Source organism: Mycobacterium lehmannii (assembly GCF_002245535.1).
Lineage (GTDB): Bacteria > Actinomycetota > Actinomycetes > Mycobacteriales > Mycobacteriaceae > Mycobacterium > Mycobacterium lehmannii.
On sequence record NZ_NKCN01000001.1, the window covers coordinates 49,153 to 75,316 of the forward strand.

Here is a 26,164-nt window from a genome sequence, read left to right on the forward strand (position 1 = left end):
GCGGTTCTCCCACCCACCACACTTGCGGTTCTCCCACCCACCACCCCAACATTCAAGCCCATTAGGCTGACCGCGTGAGTCTGCCCGTTGTATTGATCGCCGACAAATTGGCCGAATCGACGGTCGCCGCCCTCGGTGACCAGGTGGAAGTCCGTTGGGTCGACGGTCCGGACCGGCCGAAGCTGCTGGCCGCGGTTGCCGATGCCGACGCGCTTCTGGTGCGCTCCGCGACGACCGTCGACGCCGAGGTGCTCGCCGCCGCGCCCAAGCTCAAGATCGTCGCGCGTGCCGGAGTCGGCCTCGACAACGTCGACGTGGACGCCGCCACCGCCCGGGGCGTGCTGGTCGTCAACGCGCCAACCTCGAATATTCACAGCGCGGCCGAGCACGCCATGGCCCTGCTGCTGTCCGCGGCGCGCGAGATCCCGGCCGCCGATGCGTCGCTGCGCGCGCACACCTGGAAGCGCTCGTCGTTCTCGGGTACCGAGATCTACGGCAAGACCGTCGGCGTTGTCGGCCTTGGCCGCATCGGCCAGCTGGTGGCCCAGCGCCTGGCCGCGTTCGGCACCCACGTCGTCGCCTACGACCCGTATGTCTCGGCGGCCCGCGCCGCACAGCTCGGCATCGAGCTGCTCAGCCTCGACGAGCTGTTGGAGCGCGCGGACTTCATCTCCGTGCACCTGCCGAAGACACCGGAGACCGCGGGACTGATCGGCAAGGAGGCGCTTGCCAAGACGAAGCCCGGCGTGATCATCGTCAACGCCGCCCGCGGCGGCCTGATCGACGAGGACGCGCTGGCCGAAGCGGTGCGCTCAGGGCATGTGCGCGCGGCCGGCATCGACGTGTTCGCCACCGAGCCAACGACCGAGAGTCCGCTGTTTGACCTGCCGCAGGTGGTGGTGACCCCGCATCTGGGCGCGTCCACCGCCGAGGCGCAGGACCGGGCGGGCACCGACGTCGCGGCCAGCGTGAAGCTTGCCCTGGCCGGGGAGTTCGTTCCCGACGCGGTCAACGTCGGCGGGGGAGTCGTCGGCGAGGAGGTCGCGCCGTGGCTGGACCTCGTCCGCAAGCTCGGCCTGTTGGTCGGAGTGTTGTGCGACGAGCTTCCGGTGTCGCTGGCGGTGCAGGTCAAGGGTGAGCTCGCCGCCGAAGACGTTGAAGTGCTTCGCCTTTCGGCATTGCGCGGACTGTTCTCGGCGATCATCGAAGACCCCGTCACGTTCGTCAATGCCCCGGCGCTCGCCGCCGAGCGGGGGGTGCAGGCCGAGATCAGCACCGCGAGCGAGAGTCCTAACCACCGCAGCGTGGTGGACGTGCGGGCCGTCTACGCCGACGGGACGACCGCCAACGTCGCAGGCACATTGACCGGTACGCAGCTGGTCGAGAAGATCGTCCAGATCAACGGGCGCAACTTCGACCTGCGCGCCGAGGGCGTCTACCTGATCGTCAACTACGTCGACCAGCCGGGCACGCTCGGCAAGATCGGCACCATCCTCGGGTCGGCGGGCATCAACATTCACGCCGCCCAGTTGAGCGAGGACGCCGAAGGTCCCGGCGCGACCATCCTGCTGCGCATCGATCGCGACGTTCCCTCCGATGTCCGGTCCACCATCGCCGAAGAGGTCGGCGCGATGATGCTGGAAGTGGTTGATCTGTCGTGACTTCGGCGATGAAGCTGGCGATCATCGCCGGCGACGGGATCGGCCCGGAGGTGGTCGGGGAGGCCGTCAAGGTTCTCGACGCGGTGCTTCCCGGCGTGCACAAGACGCCTTACGACCTGGGCGCGCGCCGCTACCACGCCACCGGTGAGGTGCTGCCCGACTCCGTGCTCGACGAACTGCGCGGGCACGACGCGATCCTGCTCGGCGCGATCGGGGACCCGTCGGTACCCAGCGGCGTGCTCGAACGCGGTCTGCTGCTACGGATCCGGTTCGAACTCGACCACCACATCAACCTTCGGCCCGGCCGGTTGTACCCCGGCGTGAACAGCCCCCTGGCGGGCAACCCCGACATCGACTTCGTCGTCGTGCGCGAAGGCACCGAGGGTCCCTACACCGGAACCGGCGGTGCGATCCGTGTGGGCACGCCGCACGAGATCGCCACCGAGGTCAGCATCAACACCGCTTTCGGTGTGCGTCGCGTCGTGACGGACGCATTCGTCCGTGCCCAGCAGCGTCGCAAGCACCTGACCCTTGTGCACAAGAACAACGTCCTGACCTTCGCGGGCGCGTTGTGGTGGCGCACCGTTCAGGAGGTCGCCGCCGACTTCGGTGACGTCGAGATCGCCTACCAGCATGTGGACGCGGCGACCATCCACCTCGTCACCGACCCCGGCCGTTTCGATGTGATCGTCACCGACAACCTGTTCGGCGATATCGTCACCGATCTCGCCGCCGCGGTGTGTGGCGGAATCGGCCTTGCGGCGAGCGGCAACATCGACGCCACCCGCACCAACCCGTCGATGTTCGAACCCGTGCACGGCAGCGCCCCCGACATCGCGGGCCAGGGAATCGCGGACCCGACCGCCGCGATCATGTCGGTCGCACTGCTGCTGGCACACGTCAACGAAGCCGACGCTGCCGCGCGCGTCGACAAGGCCGTCGAGCAGCATCTGGCCACGCGCGGTGACGAGAAGCTGTCCACTACCGCGATCGGCGACCGGATCGCGGGATTTCTATAGCTCGGCGTCACTCATGGCGGTCGCGGCCGCCTGACCCTCGGGCGCTCAGATACCCGCGCTCAGATAGCCCTGGGACTGCCTCCCTTACAGCCCACCTCTGAGCGAATAATTCGCTCCCAGCGACTTATTCGCTCGTAGGTGGGCAACGGCAGCACTGGTTCGGCAGAGACTGATGACATCAGTGTGAACAGCCGCGCGCGAAACTGCCATCGCTGAATCACAGTTCCCGCGCAGGGTCCGGCGAACCCGAGGAATCGGCGGGCACGATCGGTATCGCCGCCAGCGGGAACAGTGCGCAGACGGCGAACGCCGCCGGATAACCGGCAACCCCGATCAGCGCCCCGAACGTGGGGGCCGCGACGGCCGATGCCAGATGCTGGGCCGTGTTCTGGGTGCCCAGGGCGCGGCCGCTCCAGAACGGCCCGGCGATCTCGGCGATCGCGGTGAACGCCAAACCGTTGTCGGACACCGTGATCACCGAGGCGACCACCATCGCTGCCACCGCGACCGGAGAGCTCAGCCAGTCCGACACCGCGAGGGCGCCCATGGACAGCGCCGCGGCAGCAGCGATCGCACGGATCGGACGAAGCCGCTGACCCAACCGGTCCGACCAGTACCCCGCCGCGACACGTCCGGCGGCGCCTAGCAGTTGGGCCGCCATGACGATGAGGCCCGCCGAGCCTGCCGACCAGCCGCGCTCCGACATCAACCACACCAGCGTGAAAGTCCACACCAGCGCCTGCGGCACGACGAGCAACACCGAGACGGCATGGATCCGCCACAACACCGACGATCCGCGATAGGGGTTCGTGAGATGTTCGATCGGCGCCTCGGAACGCGGCGGCCGTGGCGGGTCGATCACCGCGACCAGGCACACCAGCGCCGACACCGCGCAGACCGCCGCCGGAAACAGCAACGCGCCGGTCACACCGTGGCTTTCGGCCAGCCGCGGGATCACCAGCGCGCCCAACCCGACGCCCAACGGGGTGGCCGTCTGCCGGATCCCCATGGCCAGGCCGCGTCGTTCGACCGGGAACCAGCCGACCACCAACCGCCCGCTGGCCGAATTGCTGCTCGCGGCCGCCATACCGCCGAGAAAGAGGAAAGCGCCGACGGCGACCAGAGATTGGGAGAAGGCGGCGGCGAACGCCGCCGCCGATATCAGCACCGACCCGACCGTCAGCACAATGCGCTCGCCGTAGCGGTCGACGACATAGCCCCACGCGATCAGCGTGATCACCAACCCGAAACCCGGCATCGCGGAAAGCAGGCCCGCCGCCGCGAGGTCAAGGCCCCGCTCGCTGTGCAGTGTGGGGATGAGAAACGCCACACCGTTGATGAACACGTTGGCGCTCGTCGTGGCCGCCAGCGCGATACACAGCAACGACCATCGCCGTGCAGTGGTGAGCGACTCGGCGGACATCGGTCCATCGTGGCATAGCGATCTCACCATGCTGAATCGGTATCTCAGATACCGAGACAAGGCTGTCGTGGGAGCGGTCGGCCGCCGCTTCTTTGCCGGCTACTAGGCTGAACGCCATGCGTCTTGGCCGAATCGCCAGCCCCGATGGTGTCGCCTTCGTCAGCGTCGAGGGTCCACTCGACGATCCCGCCCAGGCGATCGCGAGGGAGATCGCCGAGCACCCGTTCGGTAAGCCGCAGTTCACGGGCAGGCAATGGCCGCTGGCCGACGTGCGCCTGCTCGCCCCGATCCTTGCGACCAAGGTGGTGTGCGTGGGCAAGAACTACGCCGCCCACATCGCCGAGATGGCCGCACGCGCCGGGGACGGTTCGGAACCCCCCACTTTCGACGACCCGATCATCTTCATGAAACCCAACACGGCGATCGTCGGACCGAACGTGCCGATTCAGTTGCCCGCCGACGCCGATCCCGTGCACTTCGAAGGTGAGTTGGCGGCGGTCATCGGCAGACCGTGCAAGGACGTGTCGGCCGCGCGCGCCGCGGAGAACATCCTGGGATACACGATCGCCAACGATGTTTCGGCCCGCGATCAGCAGCAGAAGGATGGTCAATGGACCCGCGCGAAGGGCCATGACACGTTCTGCCCCGTTGGGCCGTGGATCGTCACCGACGTCGATCCCGCGGACCTGGAGATCCGCACCGAGGTCAATGGCGTCGTCAAGCAGAACAGTAGGACGTCGATGATGATCCACGACGTCGGTGCGATCGTGGAATGGATCTCCCGGGTGATGACCTTGCTGCCGGGCGATCTGATCCTGACCGGGACACCGGAGGGTGTCGGCCCGATCGAGGACTCCGACACCGTGAGCATCACCGTCGAAGGTATCGGAACGTTGACGAATCCGGTTGTGCGCAAAGGGAAGTGATGACAAGTGATGTCCGGGTGCGGTTCTGTCCGTCACCCACGGGTACGCCGCACGTCGGCCTGATCCGCACCGCGCTGTTCAACTGGGCGTACGCCCGCCATAGCGGCGGCACCTTCGTGTTCCGCATCGAGGACACCGACTCGGCGCGCGATTCCGAGGAGAGCTACCGCGCGATACTCGACGCGTTGCGCTGGCTCGGGCTCGACTGGGACGAAGGCCCCGAAGTCGGTGGTCCCTACGGGCCGTACCGCCAGTCGCAGCGGCTCGATCTCTACCGCGACGTGATCGACCGGCTCCTACAGGCCGGTGACGCCTACGAGTCGTTCTCCACGCCCGAAGAAGTCGAAGCGCGTCATCTGGCCGCGGGGCGCAATCCGAAATTGGGCTACGACAATTACGACCGCGACCTGAGCGAGGAGCAGAAGGCGGAGTTCCGCGCCCAGGGCCGGCGCGCCGTAGTGCGGTTGAAGATGCCCGACGAGGACATCGGGTGGCGCGATCTCGTGCGCGGTGAAACGACGTTTCCGGCCGGATCGGTACCCGATTTCGCGTTGACCCGCGGCAACGGGGAGCCGTTGTACACGTTGGTGAATCCGGTCGACGACGCGCTGATGAAGATCAGCCACGTGCTGCGCGGTGAGGACCTGCTGTCGTCGACCCCGCGCCAGATCGCGCTCTACCAGGCGCTGATGCGGATCGGCGTGGCCGACCGGATTCCCGAGTTCGCGCATCTGCCAAGCGTTCTGGGGGACGGCAACAAGAAGCTGTCCAAGCGCGATCCCCAGTCGAATCTGTTTCTGCATCGCGAGCGCGGTTTCATCCCGGAAGGCCTGCTGAACTATCTGGCCCTGCTGGGGTGGGGAATCGCCGAGGACCGGGACGTTTTCAGCCTCGACGAGATGGTGGCCGCCTTCGATGTCGCTGACGTCAACTCGAATCCGGCGCGGTTCGACCAGAAGAAGGCCGACGCGCTGAACGCAGAACACATCCGGATGCTGAGCGAAGAGGAGTTCAGGGCCCGTCTGAGCGCGTACTTCGCCGAGCACGGTCACGACACCGGCCTCGACGACGACCGGTTCGCCGAAGCCGCCGCGCTCGTGCAGACCCGCATCGTGGTGCTCGGCGACGCGTGGGACCTGTTGCGGTTCCTCAACGACGCGGAGTTCACGCTCGACGAGAAGTCGGCGGCCAAGGAGTTGAAGCCCGAGGCGGTCGCGGTGCTCGACGCCGCACTGGGCGCACTGGAGAACGTCGGCGACTGGACCACTCCGGCGATCGAGGCGGCCCTGAAGGAGGTGCTGCTCGACGGCCTCGGACTGAAGCCGCGCAAGGCGTTCGGCCCGATCCGCGTCGCCGCCACGGGTGCTTCGGTCAGCCCGCCGCTATTCGAATCACTTGACCTGCTGGGGCGCGAACGCAGCTTGGACCGGCTACGGGCCGGCCGCGAACGAGCCGCCGCGGAAGCCGAGGCGTGAAAAGCGCGTTGAAAATCTTTGGTAGTCTGCACGTCGGTCCGACACCGCGCGCGATGGGTTCCGCCCGCCACGCAAGGGGGCCAAAATAAGCCCGTGACCTGCGGTTACGGACTGCCGATGGGGTATGGTGTAATTGGCAACACAGCTGATTCTGGTTCAGCCATTCTAGGTTCGAGTCCTGGTACCCCAGCCAACCACCGTGATTAGGCCGACAAATCTCGCTGAGATATGCTGGCGATCCGGAAACCAGTTCTAGCCCCCGTCGTCTAGCGGCCTAGGACGCCGCCCTCTCACGGCGGTAGCGTGGGTTCGAATCCCATCGGGGGTACAGATTTCGCGGTCTGCGAACTGCATCACATCTCACAGGCGCCGGGTCAGGGCGTCGGCAGCGGCCAACAGATCGGCCGCCCACCGTGCACCCGGCCGCCGACCCATCCGGTCGATCGGCCCGGACACCGATACCGCGGCGATGACCACGCCGCGTCCGTCACGCACCGGAGCCGAGACACTGGCCACACCCGGCTCGCGTTCGGCGGCGCTCTGCGCCCAGCCGCGCTTGCGTACCTCGGCCAGAGTGCGATCGGTGAACTTGGCGTTCGGGAGGACGGCCTGCTGGGTGGCCGCGTCGGCATACGCCAGCAGGACCTTGGCGCCCGAGCCCGCCGTCATCGGGAGCGTGCTGCCGACCGGCACGGTATCCCGCAGCCCGGCAGGCGGTTCCAGCGCCGCGATGCAGATCCGCGAGGTGCCTTCGAGGCGGTAGAGCTGCACGCTCTCGCCGGTGATCTCGCGCAACCGGGGCAGCACGACCGCTCCTGCGGCCACGAGCGGATCGTTGACCTGTCCGGCCAACTCGGTCAGGCCGGGACCGAGCCGCCAGCGGCCGTCGCCGTTGCGTGCCAGCAAGCGGTGGGTTTCCAAACCCGCGGCAAGGCGATGCGCTGTGGCACGCGGCAAGCCCGTGCGCTCGCACAGTTCGGCCAGCCCGCAGGGCGAATCGGCGACCGCGTGCAGCACACCCACGGCTTTGTCCAATACGCCGATGCCGCTATCCTGTCTCACAAGGAGATACTAACGTCCCAGATTGTGAGATAGTCAAGATGTCCACCGATGTTCCCAGTGCCGCCCGCGGCCGCGGTGACACACCGCGCACGTTGGCCGAAAAGGTGTGGGCCGACCACGTCGTTGTCGAAGGTGGCGGCGAGGGCGCTGCGCGCGAACCCGACCTGATCTACATCGACCTCCATCTCGTCCACGAAGTGACAAGCCCGCAAGCATTCGACGGGCTGCGGTTGGCGGGGCGTCCGGTACGCAGACCGGATCTGACCATCGCCACCGAGGACCACAACGTGCCGACGGTCGACATCGACAAGCCGATCGCCGACCCCGTGTCGCGCACACAAGTGGAGACCCTTCGGCGCAACTGCGAAGAGTTCGGTATCCGGCTTCATCCGATGGGTGATGCCGAGCAGGGCATCGTGCACATCATCGGACCGCAGCTCGGATTGACGCAGCCCGGGATGACCGTGGTCTGTGGCGACAGCCATACCTCCACGCACGGTGCGTTCGGCGCGCTGGCGATGGGAATCGGTACGTCGGAAGTCGAGCACGTACTCGCCACACAGACTCTTCCCTTGCGCCCGTTCAAGACCATGGCGGTCAACGTCGACGGTGAACTTCCCGACGGAGTGAGCGCCAAAGACATCATTCTCGCGGTGATCGCCAAGATCGGCACCGGCGGAGGACAAGGTCACGTCATCGAATACCGCGGCAGCGCCATCGAATCGCTGTCGATGGAGGGCCGGATGACGATCTGCAACATGAGCATCGAGGCGGGTGCGCGGGCCGGCATGGTGGCACCTGACGACACGACGTTCGAATTTCTGCGCGGGCGTCCGCACGCCCCACAGGGCCAGCAGTGGGACGAAGCAGTCGCCGCATGGCGCAACCTTCGCACCGACGAGGGTGCCGAATTCGACACCGAGGTCTACATCGACGCCTCGACCCTGAGCCCGTTCGTCACGTGGGGCACCAACCCGGGCCAGGGGGTGCCGCTGTCCGATTCGGTGCCCGACCCGGAATTGATGTTCGACGAGGGTCAGCGCCAAGCAGCCGAAAAGGCGTTGGCCTACATGGACCTTCGGCCCGGTACCGCGATGCGTGACATCACGGTCGACACCGTCTTCGTCGGTTCGTGCACCAACGGCCGCATCGAGGATCTGCGGGTGACCGCCGACGTGCTGCGTGGACGCAAGGTCGCTGACGGGGTGCGCATGCTGATCGTGCCCGGGTCCATGCGCGTGCGGATGCAGGCCGAATCCGAAGGGCTCGGAGAGATCTTCGCCGCTGCGGGAGCGGAGTGGCGTCAGGCGGGCTGCTCGATGTGTCTGGGCATGAATCCTGACCAGCTGTCACCGGGTCAACGTTGTGCGTCGACCTCTAACCGGAATTTCGAGGGCAGGCAAGGCAAGGGCGGCCGCACACATCTGGTGTCTCCCGCGGTCGCGGCGGCCACCGCGGTGCGTGGCACGTTGTCCTCGCCCGCAGACCTGACCGACTGATAGGAGCAGAACCCGTGCAGCCTTTCGATACCCACACCGGCATCGGCGTCCCCCTGCGTCGGTCGAATGTCGACACCGATCAGATCATCCCGGCGGTCTACCTGAAGCGAGTTACACGAACGGGTTTCGAGGACGGCTTGTTCGCCGCCTGGCGTAACGACCCGTCGTTCGTATTGAACTTGCCCCCGTTCGACAAAGGTTCGGTATTGGTCGCCGGCCCAGATTTCGGCACCGGTTCGTCACGCGAACATGCCGTGTGGGCGCTTATGGATTACGGCTTCCGGGTCGTCATCTCGTCCCGCTTCGCCGACATCTTTCGGGGCAATGCGGGCAAGGCCGGGCTCCTCGCGGCCGAAATTCCGCAAGATGATGTGGAAATTTTATGGAAGCTCATCGAGCAGCAGCCAGGCCTGGAAATCACTGTGAATCTTCAAGATCGAACCATCGCCGCAGGAACGGTCATGGTGCCGTTCAGAATTGACGACTATACGGCTTGGCGATTGCTCTCCGGACTCGACGATATAGGTCTTACGCTGCGCAAATGCGATGATATCGCGGCTTATGAATCGCGCAGGCCGGACTGGAAACCGCGGACTCTGCCGGCCAGATAACGGCCCCCGGTAAGCCGAAATCACCGTCACTGGACCCGGTTCTCCGGGCCCCCTCTGGAGGTCAAGGGGGGCAAGAAAGTTCGCTGGCTTCGCCTGAAACTGCGCGTGGCTCTTGGAAATCAATGGGGAATGGGTTTACCGTGTCCTCTAGTCGGTCCAAAGAGGACCACTGGTTTCCGGAGGTTATGCATGAACAAAGCAGAGCTCATCGACGTACTCACGGAGAAAATGGGCTCGGATCGTCGGTCGGCCACCGCAGCGGTGGAGAATGTCGTTGACACCATCGTGCGTGCGGTGCACAAGGGTGACAGCGTCACCATTACCGGCTTCGGCGTTTTCGAACAGCGCCGCCGCGCAGCACGCGTCGCGCGTAATCCGCGCACCGGCGAGACCGTCCGGGTGAAGCCCACCTCTGTGCCGGCATTCCGGCCCGGCGCTCAGTTCAAAGCCGTTGTCTCTGGGGCGCAGCGCCTCCCGGCGGAAGGACCAGCAGTGAAGAGAGGCGTTACGGCGGGGAGTGCCCGCAAGGCGGCCAAGAAGTCGCCGGCCAAGAAGAGTGCCGCCAAGAAGTCACCGGCCAAGAAGGCCGCGACGAAGCGGACGGCAGCCAAGAAGACCGCCGCCAAGAAGTCACCGGCCAAGAAGGCCGCGACGAAGCGGACGGCAGCCAAGAAGACCGCCGCCAAGAAGTCGCCGGCCAAGAAGTCGGCGGCCAAGAAGGCACCGGCCAAGAAGTCGGCCGCCAAGAAGGCACCGGCCAAGAAGTCGGCAGCCAAGAAGTCGGCCGCCAAGAAGGCACCGGCCAAGCGCGGGCGCAAGTAAGTTCAACCGGACACGCCGTGGGTCTGCGCGACCCACGGCGTGTTCGCGTTTCACGCCCACCAAAACATCTACGGCTCAATCTTTCCGAGCGGGAGTCCGCCGGAATTTGCATTCAACGTGTGGGCGTCATTTCACGGCCAGCGGGCTGCCCATGTGGTCCGCCGCAATCAACCGACCATTGTGAAGCGACATCACCCAGGTGCTGCCCTTGCGATTGCGCGACTTGTCGGGCCGCACGCCGTCGCGCTCGCACCACCATTCGATGAGGTCCGGAATGACCTTGCCCTGAGTGCAGATCACCGGGGTGCCAGCGGTGTCGGCGATCTCGAGGAAGCGCTGCCGGGCGGCCTTGCGGTTCTCCGCGTAAGCCTCCTCGGTCAGCAGCCCGTCACTTCGGATCGATGTCCCGAGTTCTTGTGCCAGTGGTTCCAATGTCGATACACAGCGCACTCGGTCCGCCGCGAACAGCCGGTCGGCACCGAAGGCGAGCAGCATCGCGACCAGTGACTCCGCCTGCGCGCGACCGTTCTTGTCCAAGGGCCGTTTGCGGTCGTCGCCCTTGAACCGGGACTTGCTGCCCGCGGTGGCGTGGCGGACGATCAGCACGGTCTTGGTGTCGGCCGGATACTTCGCGAAGCGGCGCAGCACCTTTCGGTCGTGCGGATAATCGAGCTGTTTGATCGCCGCCGGGACGGGTAGCCATTTGAGTTCGTCGACCTCGTCATTCGGGCGGAACTCCCCGCGGACCATGCGCGCCGCCCAGTAGCGCACCTTCTTCTTACCGCCCTCGACGGGATAGCTGACCGAACTGAGTCGCCGGCCCAGATATGCGGTGTACCCGGTTTCTTCGCATACCTCGCGGACGGCGGTCACCGGCTCGGTCTCGCCGGGGTCCACCTTGCCCTTGGGCAGCGACCAGTCGTCGTACCGAGGGCGGTGAATCAGCGCGACTTCCGGCGCATCGGGATTTCCGTGGGGCCGCCACAGCACCGCCCCGGCGGCCAGGATCGTCTCCGCATCGGAGCCGGTCTCGGATGTCCGCTTCGGCACCTCAACTCCTGCAGATCATTCTGGGCACTCGCGGCCCACGACGACAGTGCTGAAAGTCCCTGACGTTGAGGAGGCCCGTCATGGTTGCCGGTGGCGTTCCATCAACGAGACCTGGTGGTCGCGGACCGTGTGGCCCTCCTGCGGTGACGCCGTCCACTTACCGTCGACGCCCAACTCCCAACACCGGGTCGAGGGATCCATCGCCGATTCGAAGATGTCGTGCAGTTGCGCCTTGAGCCGCGGATCCTTGACTTCGGCCATCACTTCGACGCGCCGGTCCAGATTGCGGTGCATCATGTCGGCGCTGCCGATCCAGAACTCGTCGATCGCGCGGAAGTGAATGATCCGCGAGTGTTCGAGGAATCGGCCGAGGATCGAGCGGACGGCGATGTTGTCCGAATATCCAGGGGCATGGGGTCGTAGCGCGCAGATACCCCGGACCACCACCTCGACCCGCACACCGGCCTGCGACGCGCGGTACAGCGCATCGATGACCTGCTCGTCCACCAACGCGTTGGCTTTCAGCCTGATCCGCCCCTCGGCACCGTCGCGGGTGGCGACGATCTCCCGTTCGATGCGCTCGATGATGCCCCGGCGGACCCCCTGAGGGGCGACGAGAAGGTTGCGGTAGGAGTCCTTGCGCGAGTAGCCCGTCAGCGAGTTGAACAGATCGGTGAGATCCGCGCCGATGTCGGGCGCGGCCGTCAGCAGCCCGATGTCCTCATACAGCCGCGCGGTTTTGGGGTTGTAGTTGCCGGTGCCGATGTGGCAGTAGCGCCGGATCAGCGAGCCCTCCCTGCGCACCACCAGACACGTCTTGCAGTGAGTCTTGAGTCCGATGAGCCCGTACACGACGTGCACGCCCGCACGCTCGAGCGCACGTGCCCACTTGATGTTGGCCTGCTCGTCGAACCGGGCCTTGATCTCGACGAGCGCGACGACCTGCTTACCCGCAGCCGCAGCGTCGATGAGCGCGTTGACGATTGGCGAGTCGCCGGAGGTGCGGTACAGGGTCTGCTTGATCGCCAACACGTTGGGGTCTGCCGCGGCCTGTTCGATGAACCGCTGCACGGTGGTGGAGAAGGAGTCGTACGGGTGGTGCACCAGCACGTCGCCGTCGCGCAGCGTCGAGAAGATGCTCTTGGGAGTCTCGCGCTCGCCGAACGCCGGTGGGGTGGCAGGCACGAACGGCCGGTCTTTGAGTGCAGGGCGATCGAGGCCGTAGATCTGCCACAGCGAGGACAAATCGAGCAACCCGGGCACCTCGATGACATCTCCCGGCGCGACGTCGAGTTCGCGCAACAGCAACTCGAGCATGCTCTCGGTCATGTCGTCGGAGACTTCCAACCGGACCGGGGAACCGAATCGGCGCCGCGCAAGTTCCCGTTCGAGGGCCTGCAGCAGGTCCTCGTCGCGGTCCTCCTCGACCTCAAAATCGGCGTTGCGCGTGATGCGGAACGCGTGGTGCTCGACGATCTCCAGCCCGGGGAACAGGACATGAAGGAACGCCGCGATCAGTTCCTCCATCGGCAGGAAGCGAACGATGCTGGCATCGCTTTCGCGGGCGGCCAGTTCGACGAACCGTTCTACGTTGTCGGGCACTTTGACTCGGGCGAAGTGCTGCCCACCGTCGTCGGGATGTTTGACGGTGATCGCCAAGTTCAGGCTCAGGCCACTCACGAAAGGGAACGGGTGGGCCGGATCGACGGCGAGCGGCGTCAGCACCGGGAATACCTGCTCGTGGAAGTACGTGGACAACCGTGCGCGTTCGGCCTCGTCGAGTTCGGCCCACGTGACGATCACGATGCCTTCGTCGGCCAACGCGGGGCGCACCGAATCGAGGAACACGTGCGCGTGCCGGTCGGCGAGGTGCTGGGTTCGCTCGTTGATCCGACGCAACTGTTCACGTGGTGAGAGCCCGTCGGCGGAGCGCACCGACAGCCCCATTTCGTCGCGGCGTTTCAGTCCGGCGACGCGGACCATGTAGAACTCATCGAGATTCGAGGCGAAGATCGCAAGGAACTTCGCCCGTTCCAGCAGCGGTAGCGAGGTATCGGCGGCCAATGCCAGTACCCGGGAGTTGAAGTCGAGCCAACTGAGCTCGCGGTTCAGGTAGCGGTCTTCGGGCAGCGCGTTCTCGACGGTGGGGGCGGTCGCCGCGGGAGGGGCTTCGGGCGCCGAGTTACCGGAGTCCGACGGCAACGTTCGGATGCTCGGCGACGGCGGTTCGCCGTCGCTGTCGCGAACCTCGATCCCGGCTTTCGTCATGCCTGCGATGATCCCCTATCCAACGGTCTTCGTGCCAGCGCGCAGTTGAACGGTTCATCTCGGATCGGTGATGGCCGCCGTCGTCGCCGCGCCGACGCCGAGCCCACGCGCCACCAGCAGGTCGTCGGGTGTGTCGATGTCGCAGCGCAGTCCCGGCCACGCACCGGTGAGCTCGAGCGCGCCGGAACGCCGGTGGCGTTGAGCGGAGTCGGCGCCGAATTGCGGGTTCAAGGCGACCCCGAACGCGAACAACGCCGACGTACCGGTGCCGTGGCGGTCGCCGACGAAGCTGCGTGGGTGTTTTCGGGACGCTGCGACGGCCGCGGTCAGCTCATGGGCCTGCAATGCGGGCAGATCACCTTGCAACACAGCGACGTTCGGTGTCTCATGACGGACTTCGGCTTCGGCGGCGGCGATCGCGTTGTTCAGCGGGTCGGGGTGGTTGTCGGGGGTCGGGTCGGTGAGCACCCGCGCGCCGAGTCGACCCGCGGCCTCGGCGGCGACTTCGTCCGGTGTGACCACCGTGACCGAGCCGATGGCCGAAACCGCCGACGCGGCGGTGATCGTATCGATCAGCATCGCCAGTACGACCTTCTCGCGGGTGGTTGCGGAAAAGACGGGGGCCAACCGGGTCTTGGCCGCGGCCAGGCGCTTTACGGCGATCACCAATGCGATCTCGGCATCCGGTGACCCGCTCATGTGCGTCATCCTGCCAGCAGTCCGGTGGGGGTTACGCTGAAGGCGTGGTCGAGGCGGCGGTGATGGGGGCCGGTGCGTGGGGGAGCGCACTGGCGAAGGTCCTTGCCGATGCGGGCAACGAGGTGACGCTGTGGGCACGTCACCAAGAAGTCGCCGACGAGATCAACGACACCCGTCGCAACACCGGATATCTCGGTGACATCGAACTGCCCAAGACCATCAGGGCGACCAGCGATGCGGCCGAGGCGCTGAACGGCGCATGCACGGTGCTGTTCGCGGTGCCCGCACAGACACTTCGGGCCAATCTCGAACGGTGGTCGGGGCTGATCGACGACGAAGTGACGTTGGTGAGCCTGGCCAAGGGCATCGAACTCGACACGCTCATGCGCATGAGCCAGGTGATCATCCAGGTGACCGGTGCCGACCCGGCACGCGTGGCGGTGGTCTCCGGTCCGAACCTCGCCAGCGAGATCGCCGATGAGCAACCGGCGGCCACCGTGGTCGCCTGCAGTGACTCCGGAAGGGCCGTCGCATTGCAACGGGCGCTTTCGACGGCGTACTTCCGGCCTTACACCAATGCCGATGTCATCGGCGCCGAAGTCGGGGGTGCGTGCAAGAACGTCATCGCGCTCGCGTCCGGTATGGCGGCCGGGGTCGGGCTGGGGGAGAACACCGCCGCGGCGATCATCACCCGTGGGCTGGCCGAGATCATGCGGTTGGGAATCGCGTTGGGCGCCAAGCCCGCGACCCTCGCGGGCTTGGCCGGGGTCGGTGACCTCGTCGCGACGTGCACATCCGGGCAGTCGCGTAACCGCACGTTCGGGCTGCGCCTGGGCCAGGGCGGCACAATGGAATCGGCGATGCTCGCCACCGGTGGCCACGTCGCCGAAGGTGTCGCGTCGTGCCAATCGGTGCTGGCGCTGGCCGAGAGCTACGACGTCGAGATGCCGCTGACCGACGCCGTATTCCGGGTCTGCCACAGGGGTCTGTCGGTCGACGAGGCCGTCGTCCTGTTGCTCGGACGCAGCACGAAACCGGAGTGACCGGTGGACGGTCAGTACGGCGACTCCACTCGCAGCGTCAAATCCGTTGCCTCAGAAGCTGTTCCGGGGCAGGCCGTGGCGCCGTCACCGGTTCCGGCGTCCACCTTCCACCTGTCGTCCGATCCGTCGGACGTGCCGGACTCCTATGGGCGGAGCTCGAATCCGACCTGGCGCCACCTCGAGTCGGCGCTCGCGCAACTGGAGGGCGCCCCGTCCGCGCTGGCCTTCGGATCGGGGATGGCCGCGATCACGTCCGTCCTGCGGGTGCTCGCCAAGCCGGGACATAAGCTTGTCGTGCCCGCCGACGGCTACTATCAGGTCCGCCGGTACGCGTCCGAATACCTTGCCGAGCAAGGGGTTATGGTGGTCCAGGCCGCCACCGAAGAGATGTGTGCGGCATCGGCGGACGCGGACGTCGTGCTGGCCGAGAGCCCGGCCAATCCGGGCCTGGATGTGGTGGATCTGCACCGGCTCGCGCTGCAGTGCCGTAGCCGAGGCGCCACGCTCGTCGTCGACAACACCACCGCCACCCCCTTCGGTCAGCAACCGCTTTCGCTGGGCGCCGACGTGGTCGTCGCGAGTGCGACCAAGGCGTTGTCGGGCCACAGCGATCTGCTCGCCGGTTATGTCGCGAGCGCGCACACCGACCTGATGGCCGAGGTGGAGCGCGAACGACTCCACTCCGGTGCCATCCTCGGCGCCTTCGAAGCGTGGCTGCTGATGCGCAGCTTGGGCACCGCCGGCCTGCGCTTCGAACGGCAGTGCCACAACGCGGCGGCGCTCGCGGTGGCGCTGCACGCCCACCCCGCCGTCCGCGCCGTGCGCTATCCCGGTCTGCCCGATGATCCGTCGCACCGCATTGCGTGCGCGCAGATGAAACGGTTCGGCGGCCTGATCGCCGTGGAGTTGGCCGACGCTGAGGCTGTGCACAGCCTCGTCGAGCGCAGCGTGCTGCTGATCGCATCGACCAGTTTCGGCGGAATCCACACGTCGGTGGATCGCCGCGCCCGCTGGGGCGACGACGTCAGCGACGGGTTCGCGCGCATCTCGCTGGGGATCGAGGACACCGACGACCTGATCGCCGACATCGAGCAGGCGCTGGGCTGACACCGCCACCGGGGCATCGCCGGACGACCGGCCGCCGAAGCGGGCGGTAGCCTCTCTAGGTTGTGACTGCCCGCCATGAGTCCGGAGCCGCCCGGCCGGCGACATCGGACAGGAGCACCGGACGCGTCCGGGTTGCCGTCGTCTACGGCGGACGCAGCTCCGAGCACGCGATCTCCTGCGTATCCGCAGGCAGCATCCTGCGCAACCTCGATCCGCAGCGGTTCGAAGTCGTCGCCGTCGGCATCACCCCGGAAGGGGCCTGGATGTTGACCGACGCGCAGCCGGACAGTCTTGCGATCACCGACGGCCGACTTCCGGAGGTGACCGCCGCGTCGGGTACCGAATTGGCCCTGGCTGCCGATCCGGGCCGCGGCGGCCAACTGCTGTCGCTGGGTCAGGGGGCGGGGGAGATGCTGGCGGCGGTCGACGTGGTCTTCCCGGTTCTGCACGGTCCGTACGGCGAAGACGGCACGATTCAGGGGCTGCTCGAGTTGGCGGGGGTGCCCTATGTCGGAGCGGGTGTCCTGGCCAGTGCCGTGGGCATGGACAAGGAGTTCACCAAGAAGCTGCTGGGTGCCGCGGGCCTGCCGATCGGCGATCACGAAGTGCTGCGGCCCCGCCAGGACACCTTGGCTTTCGAGGCTCGCGAGCGGCTCGGCCTGCCCGTCTTCGTGAAGCCGGCGCGCGGGGGGTCGTCGATCGGCGTCAGCCGGGTTACGGCGTGGGATCAGCTGCCGTCGGCGATTGAACAGGCCCGCCGCCACGATCCGAAGGTGATCGTCGAAGCCGCGGTGCCCGGGCGCGAACTCGAGTGCGGCGTGCTCGAATTCCCCGACGGCCGGATCGAGGCAAGCGCGCTCGGCGAGATCCGGGTCGCAGGCGTACGCGGCCGCGAGGACGGCTTCTACGACTTCGCGACGAAATACCTCGAGGACGCCGCCGAACTGGATGTCCCCGCCAAAGTCGACGACGACGTTGCCGAGGCGGTGCGACGGCTCTCGATTCAGGCCTTCAACGCGATCGACTGTCAGGGGCTGGCCCGCGTCGACTTCTTCCTCACCGATGACGGGCCCGTGATCAACGAGCTCAACACCATGCCGGGGTTCACCACCATCTCGATGTACCCGCAGATGTGGGCGGCCAGCGGCGTCGACTACCCGACCCTGCTGGCCACGATGGTCGAAACCGCACTCAAACGCGGCACCGGTCTGCGCTGACGGGCGCTACCTGCGGCCCCAGCGCAGCATCAACGCACCGGCGCGGGAGCGACGGGCTTGGCCGGAAGCGCATCGGCGATGACCGTGGACAGCAGCTGAATCGGCGTCGGGCCGGTGCCCTGCGGCAGGGTCAGGGCGACGTACACGCCGCGGTCGACGGCGTACCACGTGCTGCGCGCCTGTTCGGCGCCCGCGTCATCGACGCCGGCCTCACCCACCCGGAACCACTGCACGTCGTCCACCACCTGCACCGGCGCACCGACGACGAATTCCGTGGGCCGTTCCACCCCGCAGCGCAGCACGATCGGTTCGCCCTGACCTGCGGCCCGCCACGCTGCCGCACCGGCGGGCGCGGGATCGGCCAACGGTGCGCGGGCGTGATCGCCGAGTTTGTCCGGCAGTCGGGCGATCAGGTCGGCGCATTCGGCGCTCGTGGCCTGCGGGGCGGGCACCGGCACCAACGGCACCGCCTGTTGCTCCTCGGGGTTCTGGCGCAGCGCGGCGATCACCAGAACCGCCACGACCGCCGCCACCGCCACTACCAGCGCGGCGATCAGCAGCGCCCGCGGCGGCCCGTCACCGGTCTGTGAAGCCACGGTCCAACTCTAGAGAGGCGCCCCGTTGGCGATCGGACAGGTCAGCGTGCGGGTGATACCGGTTACCTGTTGAACATTGGGAACCACGGTGGCTTTCAGATCGGCCAAGGTGTCGGCGCCCACGCGCACGACCACGTCGTACGGTCCCGTCACGTACTCGGCGGACACCACCCCGGGAAGCGCGGCGAGTTGTTTGGCGACGACCTCGGCGCGGCCCACCTCGGTCTGAATCAGCATGAAAGCCTCCACCACCCGCTGTTCCTCCCCATCGCTGCATAGACTCCACGCCGCAGGCGCTTAACGTACCGCAGGTGCGGCCGGTGTTCAGGCCGGCACGGAATGGACAAGGTGCGGCCGCGACGGGAGGTGACATGGCGTACGACGCCGAAACCCTGGCGCAAGTGGGCGAGTTCGCGGTGATCCGCCGCTTGGTGGCCGGGCGCCGCCAACCGGACGCCGTCGCGCTGGGGCCCGGTGACGACGCCGCGGTGCTGTTCGCGCCCGACGGTAAGACGGTCGTGAGCACCGACATGCTGGTGGCCGAGCGTCACTTTCGGTTGGACTGGTCGACCCCGCATGACGTGGGGCGCAAGGCGATCGCGCAGAACGCCGCCGACATCGAGGCGATGGGCGCACGCGCGACCGCCTTCGTCGTCGCATTCGGGGCGCCCTCGGATACGCCGGCCGCCCAGGCGCTGCAGCTTGCCGACGGCATGTGGCGCGAGGCCGAGTCGATGGGCGCGGGCATCGTCGGCGGTGACCTCGTCAGCGCGCCGCGGTGGGTGATCTCGGTGACGGCGCTCGGTGATCTCGACGGCCGCGAGCCGGTGCGCCGCGGCGGGGCACGACCCGGCGACGTGGTGGCCATCGCCGGTGACATCGGTTGCTCAGCCGCCGGATTCGAATTGTGGCGCAATGATATTCGACGATTCGACGAATTGCGTAGCTGCCATGTCGCGCCGCGGCCCCCTTATGGACAGGGCCGCATCGCCGCCGAAAACGGCGCGACCGCGATGACCGACGTGTCCGACGGACTGCTGGCCGACCTAGGCCACATCGCCGAGGCGTCCGGCGTGGGCATCGACCTGTCCACTGCGGCATTGACCGCGGACCGCGACGTGCTCGCCGGCGCGGCCGAAGCGGTCGGCGCCGACGCGTGGGCGTGGATCCTCGGCGGTGGCGAGGACCATGCGCTGGTCGCGACGTTCCCGGGAGCGCCACCGTCCGGGTGGAGGGAGATCGGTCGCGTGCAGGAGGGCCCGGAGCGAGTGTCGGTCGACGGCGCGGCCTGGCAGGGGAATGCCGGGTGGCAGTCGTTCGACTAGTTAGGGTGTCGACTCGTGACCGTGTACGCCATCGCCCAGCTGAGGTTCACGGACCGTGCGGCCTATGACCGCTACCAAGCCCGTTTCATGGAGGTCTTCAACCGGTATTCGGGGACGCTGCTCGCGGCGGATGACTCTCCGCAGATTCTGGAGGGCGAGTCGGACCGCGAGAAGGTCGTGTTGATGTCGTTTCCCGATGAGCCTTCGTTTCGGGACTGGGCGAACTCGACCGAGTATCAGGAGATCTCGAAGGACCGCCGGGCCGGCGCTGATTCGGTGGTGTTGCTGATCGAGGGCTTGGCATGACGGCGCGGCCGCTGCACGAGCTCGTCGAGCAGGGCTGGGCCACGGCTCTGGAACCGGTCGCGGGTCAGGTCGCGCAGATGGGCGAGTTTCTCCGCGCCGAACTGGCCACCGGAAACGGATATCTGCCCGCGGGTCAGAACGTGTTGCGCGCGTTCACCTTTCCGATGGACAGGGTGCGGGTACTGATCGTCGGACAGGACCCATACCCGACGCCCGGTCACGCCGTCGGCCTCAGTTTCTCGGTGGCGCCCGAGGTGCGGCCGCTGCCGCGCAGCCTGGAGAACATCTTCAAGGAGTATGGAAGCGACCTCGGCCACCCCGCCCCGTCCACCGGCGACCTGACGCCATGGGCCGAACGCGGGGTGATGCTGCTCAACAGGGTGCTCACCGTTCGACCGGGCACACCTGCGTCGCACCGCGGTAAGGGCTGGGAAGCGGTGACCGAGTGCGCGATTCGCGCGCTGGTCGCGCGCCGGCAGCCGTTGGTCGCGGTGCTATGGGGTCGCGACGCGTCGACGCTGAAACCGATGCTGGACGGCGCCGACTGCGTGGCGATCGAGTCTCCGCACCCGTCGCCGCTGTCGGCGTCGCGGGGCTTCTTCGGCTCGCGACCGTTCAGCCGCGCGAACGAACTGCTCGAGAAGATGGGCGCCGAGCAGATCGACTGGCGGCTGCCCTAGGGTTATCCGACTCCCGGAATCGGCGGCGGCGAGGGAATCGGCGGAGGAGACGGAATCGCCGGCGGTGACGGGACATCGGGCACCGGAACCTCGACGGTGCCGTTCCCTTCGGTGGTGGTGGCCGGCGATTCCGGCGACGCCGGGGTGGTCTCCGGCGCGCTCGTCTCCACCGTCACTTCCACCGACGTGGTCGGCGATGTCGTCGACGTAGTAGTGGTGGTGGTCTCGTCGCCGGCGGAATCACCGCCGCCGCACGCGGTCAACAAGGCCAGCGCACATCCGGACGCCAGCGCGGTCAGGGTGGATCTTGTAGCTGCACGAGAGGTCATGCAGCACGGCTACCCGGTCTCTTGTAGCGGCAATCGCGGCGTGTCAGCCGCGCGAGACCTTTCCGGCCTTGATGCACGACGTGCACACGTTCATGCGCTGCTTGTTGCCGCCGGGGCGGGCGGCGCGCACGGTCTGGATGTTGGGATCCCAGCGACGGCTGGTCCGGCGATGGGAGTGCGAGACCGACTTGCCGAAGCCGGGTCCCTTCCCGCAGATATCGCACACGGCAGCCATATGCAGAACTCCTCAGATCAGTACGTGGGGTCCGGGTCGCGGCACCGCGACCGGCGCGGCTCGACCCGACAACCTGACCAGGATACCGGCAGCCGCGGCGAACGCCAAAAACACCGCCCCGCGCTGCGCGCGAGCCTGGCCCAGCCTACCGACCGGCGAGAACGTTGTGCCGAGGCTGTCAGGTCCAATCGCTAGGCTGACCGCACGGCGGGGTGCGTGGAGCGTCACATTTCTGCGGAGGTTAGGCATGTCGGCTCGACTGCTCGATGCCCCCATGCTGCAGAAGTGGTCGCACACCGCGGTCGGTGACCTCATCACCCATGCCGACGAGATCAACCGACTCAACGTGTTCCCGGTCGCCGACGCCGACACCGGCACGAACCTGCTGTTCACCATGCGTTCGGCGTGGGCGCAAGCCGATGCGCTGGCCGGCGCCTTCGACGTCGCCGAAGTCGCGGCGGCGCTGGCACGCGGCGCCGTCCACGGGGCGCGGGGCAACTCGGGCGTGATCCTGTCCCAGATACTGCGCGCGCTGGCCGAGGTAACCGCAGAAGCGTCGGCCGATCTGCACCGTGGTCTCGACCGGGTGGACGGGCCGCTGTTCGCCGCGGCGCTGCACCACGCCGTGGTGTTGGTGATCCGGGCGATGGGCGAGGCCGTGCCGGGCACCATCGTCACAGTGCTCCAGGCCGCGGCCGAGGCCGCCGAGCAGGCCTCGACCGATGGCGCCGAGCTGCCCGAGGTCGTGTGCGGGGCCGCAGACGCGGCAGCGCAGTCGCTGGAGAAGACCACCGGCCAACTCGACGTGCTGGCCCGCGCCGGCGTGGTCGACGCCGGAGGGCGCGGCCTGCTGGTACTGCTGGACGCGATGAGCACCACGCTGACCGGCAGTGCTCCGCGCAGGACGGAGTACATTCCGGCGCCGCCACCGCATACCGACAACGGTGCCAACCGCGTCGTCGCGGCTCCGCAGTTCGAGGTGATGTACCTGCTCAGCGGCTGCGATCCGGCAGGGGTGGAGAAACTGCGCAACGACCTCGACGGGCTGGGCGACTCGGTGGCCATCGCCGCCCCGTCGGACGGCAGCGGCCATTACTCGGTGCATGTGCACGCCGACGACGCCGGTGCCGCCGTCGAGGCCGGACTCGCGGTGGGCACCACAAGCCGCATCCAGATCACCGCTCTCAGCGGCACCCCCGATGCCCGCCCGGTGAGGGCGTGGTCGCACGGACGGACGGTGCTCGCCGTCGTCGACGGGACGGGGGCCGAAGAGTTGTTCGCGGCCGAGGGCGCCCACGTGCTGCGGCTCGAGGGCGACGCGCCGGTCAGCGCCAAGCGACTGCTGCACGCACTGGTCAACGCCGACGCGGGCCAGGCGATGATCCTGCCGAACGGATATGTCGCGGCCGAGGAACTGGTCGCCGGGTGCACAGCCGCGATGGGCTGGGGCCTCGACGTGGTGCCGGTACCCACGGCGTCCATGGTTCAAGGGCTGGCGGCGCTGGCGGTCCACGACGACGCCCGCCAGGCCGTCGACGACGGCTACACCATGGCCAGGGCTGCCGCGGGCGCGCGGCACGGGTCGGTGCGGATCGCTACCGAGGAAGCCCTCACCTGGGCGGGGATGTGCAAGCCGGGCGACGGTCTCGGCATCTCCGGCGACGAAGTGCTGATCGTCGGCGACGATCTGGCCGCGGCGGGAGCGGGGCTGATCGACCTGTTGCTGGCCGCCGGCGGTGAACTCGTCACGGTCCTCACCGGCGCCGGGGTCGACGAGGGTGTCGCCGGCGCGCTCTCCGAGCACGTGCACGACCGGCATCCCGGCGTCGAACTGGTGACCTACCACACCGGCCACCGCGGCGACGCCTTGCTGATCGGGGTGGAATAGCCGTGGCGACCCTGTCCGACCGTCTCGACTTTGTGCTCGGCAAGAAGGCCGCGGGCCCGCTCGCCGAGCACTTCGGCATCCACACGGTCAACGATCTGCTGCGTCACTATCCCCGCAAGTACAGCGACGAGATGACGACGGTCGGCGAGGGTGAGGAACTCGAGGAGGGCGTTCACGTCACGTTCGTCGACGTCATCACCAAAGCCGAGCTGAGGCGGACGAACCGGCAGCCCCAGCGCGAATATCTCGTCGTCACCCTCGGGCACCGGAAGCCGAAGGTGACCGCGACGTTCTTCAACGTCAAGTACCTCAAGAAGCAGTTGGTCGAGGGTGCAAAGGTGATGCTGTCGGGGGAGGTCGGCTACTTCAACGGCGTCATGCAGCTGACCCATCCGGCGTTCCTGGTGTTGCACGAGACCGGCGGCGTGCGAGGATCCAAGTCGCTCAAGGCGATCGCCGAGGCCTCGGGGGCCACCGGCGAGGACCTGCTGGCCGCCTTCGAACGCGACTTCTTTCCGATCTACCCGGCCAACAAGAAGGTGCAGACCTGGGAGATCTACGCCTGCGTGCGTCAGGTGCTCGACGTGCTGGACCCGATCACCGAACCGCTACCGAAAGCCTTTCTGCGACAACACGGTCTGATCACCGAAGACCAGGCGCTCCGCGCGATCCACACCGCACAGAGATCGGCCGAACGCGACGCCGCGGTCGCGCGGCTGACGTACGACGAGGCCATCGGCCTGCAATGGGCGTTGGTCAACCGACGCCACGGTGACCTGAGTGAGTCGGGTCCGGTCGCGCAGCGCCGCGACGACGGGCTCGTTGCCGCCATGTGCGAACAGTTGCCGTTCGAATTGACCGACGGCCAGAAGGAAGTGCTCGACGTCGTCTCGGGCGAGCTGGAGAGCACCCGACCGATGAACCGCATGCTGCAGGGTGAGGTCGGTTCGGGCAAGACGATCGTCTCGGTGCTGGCGATGTTGCAGATGGTCGACGCCGGCTATCAGTGCGCGCTGCTCGCACCCACGGAAGTCCTTGCCGCACAACATGCCCGCTCAATCGGCGCCGTTCTCGGCCCGTTGGCCCTGGCGGGTCAACTCGGTGGCATGGACGGTGCCACCCGCATCGCGCTGTTGACCGGATCGATGACAGCGCAACAGAAACGCGCGGTACGCGACGAGGTCGCCGGCGGTGCGGCGGGCATCGTCATCGGCACCCACGCCCTTTTGCAGGACGCCGTCGAGTTCCACCGCCTCGGCATGGTGGTCGTCGACGAGCAGCACCGGTTCGGCGTGGAGCAACGGGATCGGTTGCGCAGCAAGGCCCCTGCGGGTATCACGCCTCATCTGTTGGTGATGACGGCCACGCCGATACCGCGTACTGTCGCGCTGACTCATTACGGTGACCTGGAGACCTCGACACTGCGCGAGCTGCCGCGTGGCAGACAACCGATCACCACAAACACCGTCTTTCTCAGCGAGCACCCACGCTGGCTGGACCGTGTGTGGCAGCGCATCACCGAAGAGGTGAGCCAGGGCAGGCAGGCGTACGTGGTGGCCTCGCGGATCGACGAGAACGACAAGTCGGCCAAGGACAAGGAGGGCGGTCCGCCGCCGATCACGGTGGTCGAGTTGTTCGCGCGGCTGAGCCGAGGCCCGCTGGCCGGGCTGCGGCTCGGGCTCATGCACGGCAGGTTGCCCTCCGACGAGAAGGACGCCGTGATGGCCGCGTTCCGCGCCGGCGAGATCGACGTGCTGGTGTGCACGACGGTCATCGAAGTCGGCGTCGACGTGCCGAATGCGACGGTGATGGTGGTGATGGACGCCGACCGGTTCGGCATCAGCCAGCTGCACCAGTTGCGCGGGCGCATCGGGCGCGGACAGCATCCGAGCCTATGCCTGCTCGTCACCAAGCTCCCGCAGGGGTCCAAGGCCGGCGCCCGGCTGACCGCCGTCGCATCGACATTGGACGGGTTCAAGCTCGCCGACCTCGACCTCTACGAGCGGCAGGAGGGAGATGTGTTGGGGTTCAACCAATCCGGGCGCGCGATCACGCTCCGGTTCCTGTCGCTGCAGGAGCATCTCGACATCATCGTGACGGCCCGCGAGTTCTGCGCACGGCTGTACGAGAACGATCCGGACAACCCGGGTATGGCGGCGCTGGCGGCCCCGTTCGTCGAAACCGACCGCGTCGAGTTCCTGGACAAGGCATGAAGCGCAAATATCTGCTGTGGCTGACCGCGATCGTCGTACTCGCGGTCATCGTCGCCGCGCAGGCGGTCAACTCGGCGGGGGACCGGGCACAGTTCATCGCGCGCGCCGACATCCCGACCGTGGCGCCCGGTGTCGACGTGCTCGCGGGCATTCCCGTCATACCGCTGCGGGTCCGCGGATACGACTACCGCAGAGCGGCTTTCGGGGACAGCTGGACCGACGACAACTCGGCCCCTGGCGGACGCAACGGCTGCGACACCCGCAACGACATCCTCAATCGCGACCTCGACGACAAAACGTTCGTGTCGATCAAGCGCTGCCCCGACGCCGTCGCGACGGGCACACTGCACGACCCGTACACCAACGCGGTCGTCGCCTTCACCCGCGGCGAGAAGACCGGCGCTGCGGTGCAGATCGACCACATCGTCCCGTTGGCGCTGGCGTGGGATCTGGGGGCGCGCAACTGGCCGGAAGACCTGCGCGTCCGGTTCGCCAACGATCCGGCGAATCTCATCGCGGTGGCCGGAAACGCCAACCAGGAAAAGGGTGACCAGGAGCCAGCGACGTGGATGCCTTCGAATGCGGCGTTTCACTGCCAGTACTCGATGCAGTTCATCGCGGTGCTGCGCGGATACCGGCTGCCGATCGACGCGCCGTCGGCCACCGCGTTGCGCGAGGCCGCCGCCACCTGCCCGACGGGTTGAGTTCCT

Annotated in this window: 25 protein-coding genes and 2 tRNA genes; 18 read left to right on the forward strand and 9 right to left on the reverse strand. The window is 67.3% G+C overall.

Annotation, left to right across the window (positions count from 1 at the left end; genetic code table 11):
* Nucleotides 1-74: 74 nt before the first annotated feature.
* Nucleotides 75-1,661, forward strand: coding sequence for a phosphoglycerate dehydrogenase (gene serA, locus CEX87_RS00260; RefSeq protein WP_064416844.1), 1,587 nt, complete (start codon nucleotides 75-77; stop codon nucleotides 1,659-1,661).
* An 8-nt stretch (nucleotides 1,662-1,669) separates the two neighbouring features.
* Nucleotides 1,670-2,680: a 3-isopropylmalate dehydrogenase gene (locus tag CEX87_RS00265; RefSeq protein WP_064416845.1), complete on the forward strand. Its 1,011-nt coding sequence runs from the start codon at nucleotides 1,670-1,672 to the stop codon at nucleotides 2,678-2,680.
* A 217-nt stretch (nucleotides 2,681-2,897) separates the two neighbouring features.
* Here CEX87_RS00265 and CEX87_RS00270 read toward each other — a convergent pair whose 3' ends face one another.
* Nucleotides 2,898-4,103: an MFS transporter gene (locus CEX87_RS00270; RefSeq protein WP_094285549.1), complete on the reverse strand. Its 1,206-nt coding sequence runs from the start codon at nucleotides 4,101-4,103 to the stop codon at nucleotides 2,898-2,900.
* Nucleotides 4,104-4,219: 116 nt separating this feature from the next.
* Between CEX87_RS00270 and CEX87_RS00275 the strand changes: the two genes are divergently transcribed.
* From CEX87_RS00275 to CEX87_RS00290, 4 genes are all read left to right on the forward strand, one after another.
* Nucleotides 4,220-5,029 (forward strand): fumarylacetoacetate hydrolase family protein, encoded by an 810-nt coding sequence (locus CEX87_RS00275; protein ID WP_064398573.1) that lies wholly within the window; start codon nucleotides 4,220-4,222, stop codon nucleotides 5,027-5,029.
* Nucleotides 5,029-6,504 (forward strand): glutamate--tRNA ligase, encoded by a 1,476-nt coding sequence (gene gltX, locus CEX87_RS00280; RefSeq protein ID WP_198957131.1) that lies wholly within the window; start codon nucleotides 5,029-5,031, stop codon nucleotides 6,502-6,504. The genes CEX87_RS00275 and gltX overlap by 1 nt, the downstream gene beginning before the upstream one ends.
* A gap of 118 nt (nucleotides 6,505-6,622) precedes the next feature.
* Nucleotides 6,623-6,697 (forward strand) — tRNA-Gln (locus CEX87_RS00285).
* A gap of 62 nt (nucleotides 6,698-6,759) precedes the next feature.
* Nucleotides 6,760-6,832, forward strand: a tRNA-Glu gene (locus CEX87_RS00290).
* Nucleotides 6,833-6,864: 32 nt separating this feature from the next.
* Here the strand turns inward: CEX87_RS00290 and CEX87_RS00295 are convergent.
* Entirely contained in the window at nucleotides 6,865-7,566 is a 702-nt protein-coding gene (locus CEX87_RS00295) for an IclR family transcriptional regulator (RefSeq protein WP_094285553.1), read from the reverse strand.
* A 38-nt stretch (nucleotides 7,567-7,604) separates the two neighbouring features.
* On the opposite strand from CEX87_RS00295, the gene leuC reads away from it, so the two are divergent.
* The 3 genes from leuC (at nucleotide 7,605) to CEX87_RS00310 (ending at nucleotide 10,498) form a co-directional block, all read left to right on the forward strand.
* The gene (gene leuC, locus CEX87_RS00300) at nucleotides 7,605-9,065 is read left to right on the forward strand and encodes a 3-isopropylmalate dehydratase large subunit (RefSeq protein WP_094285555.1); all 1,461 of its coding nucleotides are present in this window, start codon (nucleotides 7,605-7,607) and stop codon (nucleotides 9,063-9,065) included.
* Nucleotides 9,066-9,079: 14 nt separating this feature from the next.
* Nucleotides 9,080-9,676, forward strand: coding sequence for a 3-isopropylmalate dehydratase small subunit (gene leuD / locus CEX87_RS00305; RefSeq protein WP_064398581.1), 597 nt, complete (start codon nucleotides 9,080-9,082; stop codon nucleotides 9,674-9,676).
* Nucleotides 9,677-9,865: 189 nt separating this feature from the next.
* Nucleotides 9,866-10,498 (forward strand): HU family DNA-binding protein, encoded by a 633-nt coding sequence (locus tag CEX87_RS00310; protein WP_064398584.1) that lies wholly within the window; start codon nucleotides 9,866-9,868, stop codon nucleotides 10,496-10,498.
* A gap of 126 nt (nucleotides 10,499-10,624) precedes the next feature.
* On the opposite strand, the gene mutT1 is transcribed toward CEX87_RS00310, so the two are convergent.
* The 3 genes from mutT1 to cofC form a co-directional block, all read right to left on the reverse strand.
* Nucleotides 10,625-11,548 carry an 8-oxo-(d)GTP phosphatase MutT1 gene (mutT1, locus tag CEX87_RS00315; RefSeq protein WP_094285557.1) on the reverse strand — a complete coding sequence of 308 codons (924 nt, stop codon included), beginning with the start codon at nucleotides 11,546-11,548 and terminating at the stop codon, nucleotides 10,625-10,627.
* Between the two features lie 78 nt (nucleotides 11,549-11,626).
* Entirely contained in the window at nucleotides 11,627-13,816 is a 2,190-nt protein-coding gene (locus CEX87_RS00320) for an RNA degradosome polyphosphate kinase (RefSeq protein ID WP_064398588.1), read from the reverse strand.
* A 54-nt stretch (nucleotides 13,817-13,870) separates the two neighbouring features.
* Nucleotides 13,871-14,515: a 2-phospho-L-lactate guanylyltransferase gene (gene cofC / locus CEX87_RS00325; protein ID WP_064426117.1), complete on the reverse strand. Its 645-nt coding sequence runs from the start codon at nucleotides 14,513-14,515 to the stop codon at nucleotides 13,871-13,873.
* 62 nt (nucleotides 14,516-14,577) lie between these two features.
* Between cofC and CEX87_RS00330 the strand changes: the two genes are divergently transcribed.
* The 3 genes from CEX87_RS00330 to CEX87_RS00340 all read left to right on the forward strand — a co-directional run bounded on the left by CEX87_RS00330 (nucleotide 14,578) and on the right by CEX87_RS00340 (nucleotide 17,882).
* On the forward strand, nucleotides 14,578-15,558 hold the full coding sequence (locus tag CEX87_RS00330; RefSeq protein ID WP_094285791.1) for an NAD(P)H-dependent glycerol-3-phosphate dehydrogenase: 981 nt from the start codon (nucleotides 14,578-14,580) through the stop codon (nucleotides 15,556-15,558).
* A 3-nt stretch (nucleotides 15,559-15,561) separates the two neighbouring features.
* Entirely contained in the window at nucleotides 15,562-16,665 is a 1,104-nt protein-coding gene (locus tag CEX87_RS00335; protein ID WP_064416851.1) for a cystathionine gamma-lyase, read from the forward strand.
* 62 nt (nucleotides 16,666-16,727) lie between these two features.
* Complete coding sequence (locus CEX87_RS00340) at nucleotides 16,728-17,882, forward strand: D-alanine--D-alanine ligase family protein (RefSeq protein WP_064398592.1); 1,155 nt, start codon at nucleotides 16,728-16,730, stop codon at nucleotides 17,880-17,882.
* A 29-nt stretch (nucleotides 17,883-17,911) separates the two neighbouring features.
* Here the strand turns inward: CEX87_RS00340 and CEX87_RS00345 are convergent, their stop codons facing one another.
* Nucleotides 17,912-18,478 carry a DUF3515 domain-containing protein gene (locus CEX87_RS00345; protein WP_064428373.1) on the reverse strand — a complete coding sequence of 189 codons (567 nt, stop codon included), beginning with the start codon at nucleotides 18,476-18,478 and terminating at the stop codon, nucleotides 17,912-17,914.
* Between the two features lie 9 nt (nucleotides 18,479-18,487).
* A complete protein-coding gene (locus tag CEX87_RS00350) occupies nucleotides 18,488-18,730 on the reverse strand; it encodes an Lrp/AsnC family transcriptional regulator (protein WP_064398868.1) in 243 nt (80 codons plus the stop codon).
* A gap of 119 nt (nucleotides 18,731-18,849) precedes the next feature.
* On the opposite strand from CEX87_RS00350, the gene CEX87_RS00355 reads away from it, so the two are divergent.
* From CEX87_RS00355 to CEX87_RS00365, 3 genes are read left to right on the forward strand one after another with little or no spacing between them, the layout of a single operon-like run.
* Nucleotides 18,850-19,803 (forward strand): thiamine-phosphate kinase, encoded by a 954-nt coding sequence (locus tag CEX87_RS00355; protein ID WP_064428372.1) that lies wholly within the window; start codon nucleotides 18,850-18,852, stop codon nucleotides 19,801-19,803.
* Nucleotides 19,804-19,818: 15 nt separating this feature from the next.
* The gene (locus CEX87_RS00360; protein ID WP_064416854.1) at nucleotides 19,819-20,109 is read left to right on the forward strand and encodes a DUF1330 domain-containing protein; all 291 of its coding nucleotides are present in this window, start codon (nucleotides 19,819-19,821) and stop codon (nucleotides 20,107-20,109) included.
* Nucleotides 20,106-20,789 (forward strand): uracil-DNA glycosylase, encoded by a 684-nt coding sequence (locus tag CEX87_RS00365; RefSeq protein WP_094285559.1) that lies wholly within the window; start codon nucleotides 20,106-20,108, stop codon nucleotides 20,787-20,789. Before CEX87_RS00360 ends, CEX87_RS00365 begins: the two co-directional genes overlap by 4 nt.
* Nucleotides 20,790-20,791: 2 nt before the next feature.
* Here the strand turns inward: CEX87_RS00365 and CEX87_RS27045 are convergent, their stop codons facing one another.
* Together CEX87_RS27045 and rpmB are read right to left on the reverse strand one after the other, a co-directional pair.
* On the reverse strand, nucleotides 20,792-21,118 hold the full coding sequence (locus tag CEX87_RS27045; RefSeq protein WP_133147104.1) for a hypothetical protein: 327 nt from the start codon (nucleotides 21,116-21,118) through the stop codon (nucleotides 20,792-20,794).
* 43 nt (nucleotides 21,119-21,161) lie between these two features.
* Complete coding sequence (rpmB, locus tag CEX87_RS00375) at nucleotides 21,162-21,353, reverse strand: 50S ribosomal protein L28 (RefSeq protein ID WP_064398602.1); 192 nt, start codon at nucleotides 21,351-21,353, stop codon at nucleotides 21,162-21,164.
* Between the two features lie 247 nt (nucleotides 21,354-21,600).
* Here rpmB and CEX87_RS00380 point away from each other — a divergent pair, with 247 nt between their 5' ends.
* Genes CEX87_RS00380 through CEX87_RS00390 form a run of 3 tightly spaced genes read left to right on the forward strand, consistent with a single transcriptional unit; the run spans nucleotide 21,601 to nucleotide 26,158 of the window.
* Entirely contained in the window at nucleotides 21,601-23,241 is a 1,641-nt protein-coding gene (locus CEX87_RS00380; protein ID WP_094285561.1) for a DAK2 domain-containing protein, read from the forward strand.
* Nucleotides 23,242-23,243: 2 nt separating this feature from the next.
* Nucleotides 23,244-25,454 carry an ATP-dependent DNA helicase RecG gene (recG, locus tag CEX87_RS00385; protein ID WP_094285563.1) on the forward strand — a complete coding sequence of 737 codons (2,211 nt, stop codon included), beginning with the start codon at nucleotides 23,244-23,246 and terminating at the stop codon, nucleotides 25,452-25,454.
* On the forward strand, nucleotides 25,451-26,158 hold the full coding sequence (locus CEX87_RS00390) for an HNH endonuclease family protein (protein ID WP_094285565.1): 708 nt from the start codon (nucleotides 25,451-25,453) through the stop codon (nucleotides 26,156-26,158). Before recG ends, CEX87_RS00390 begins: the two co-directional genes overlap by 4 nt.
* Nucleotides 26,159-26,164 lie beyond the last annotated feature (6 nt).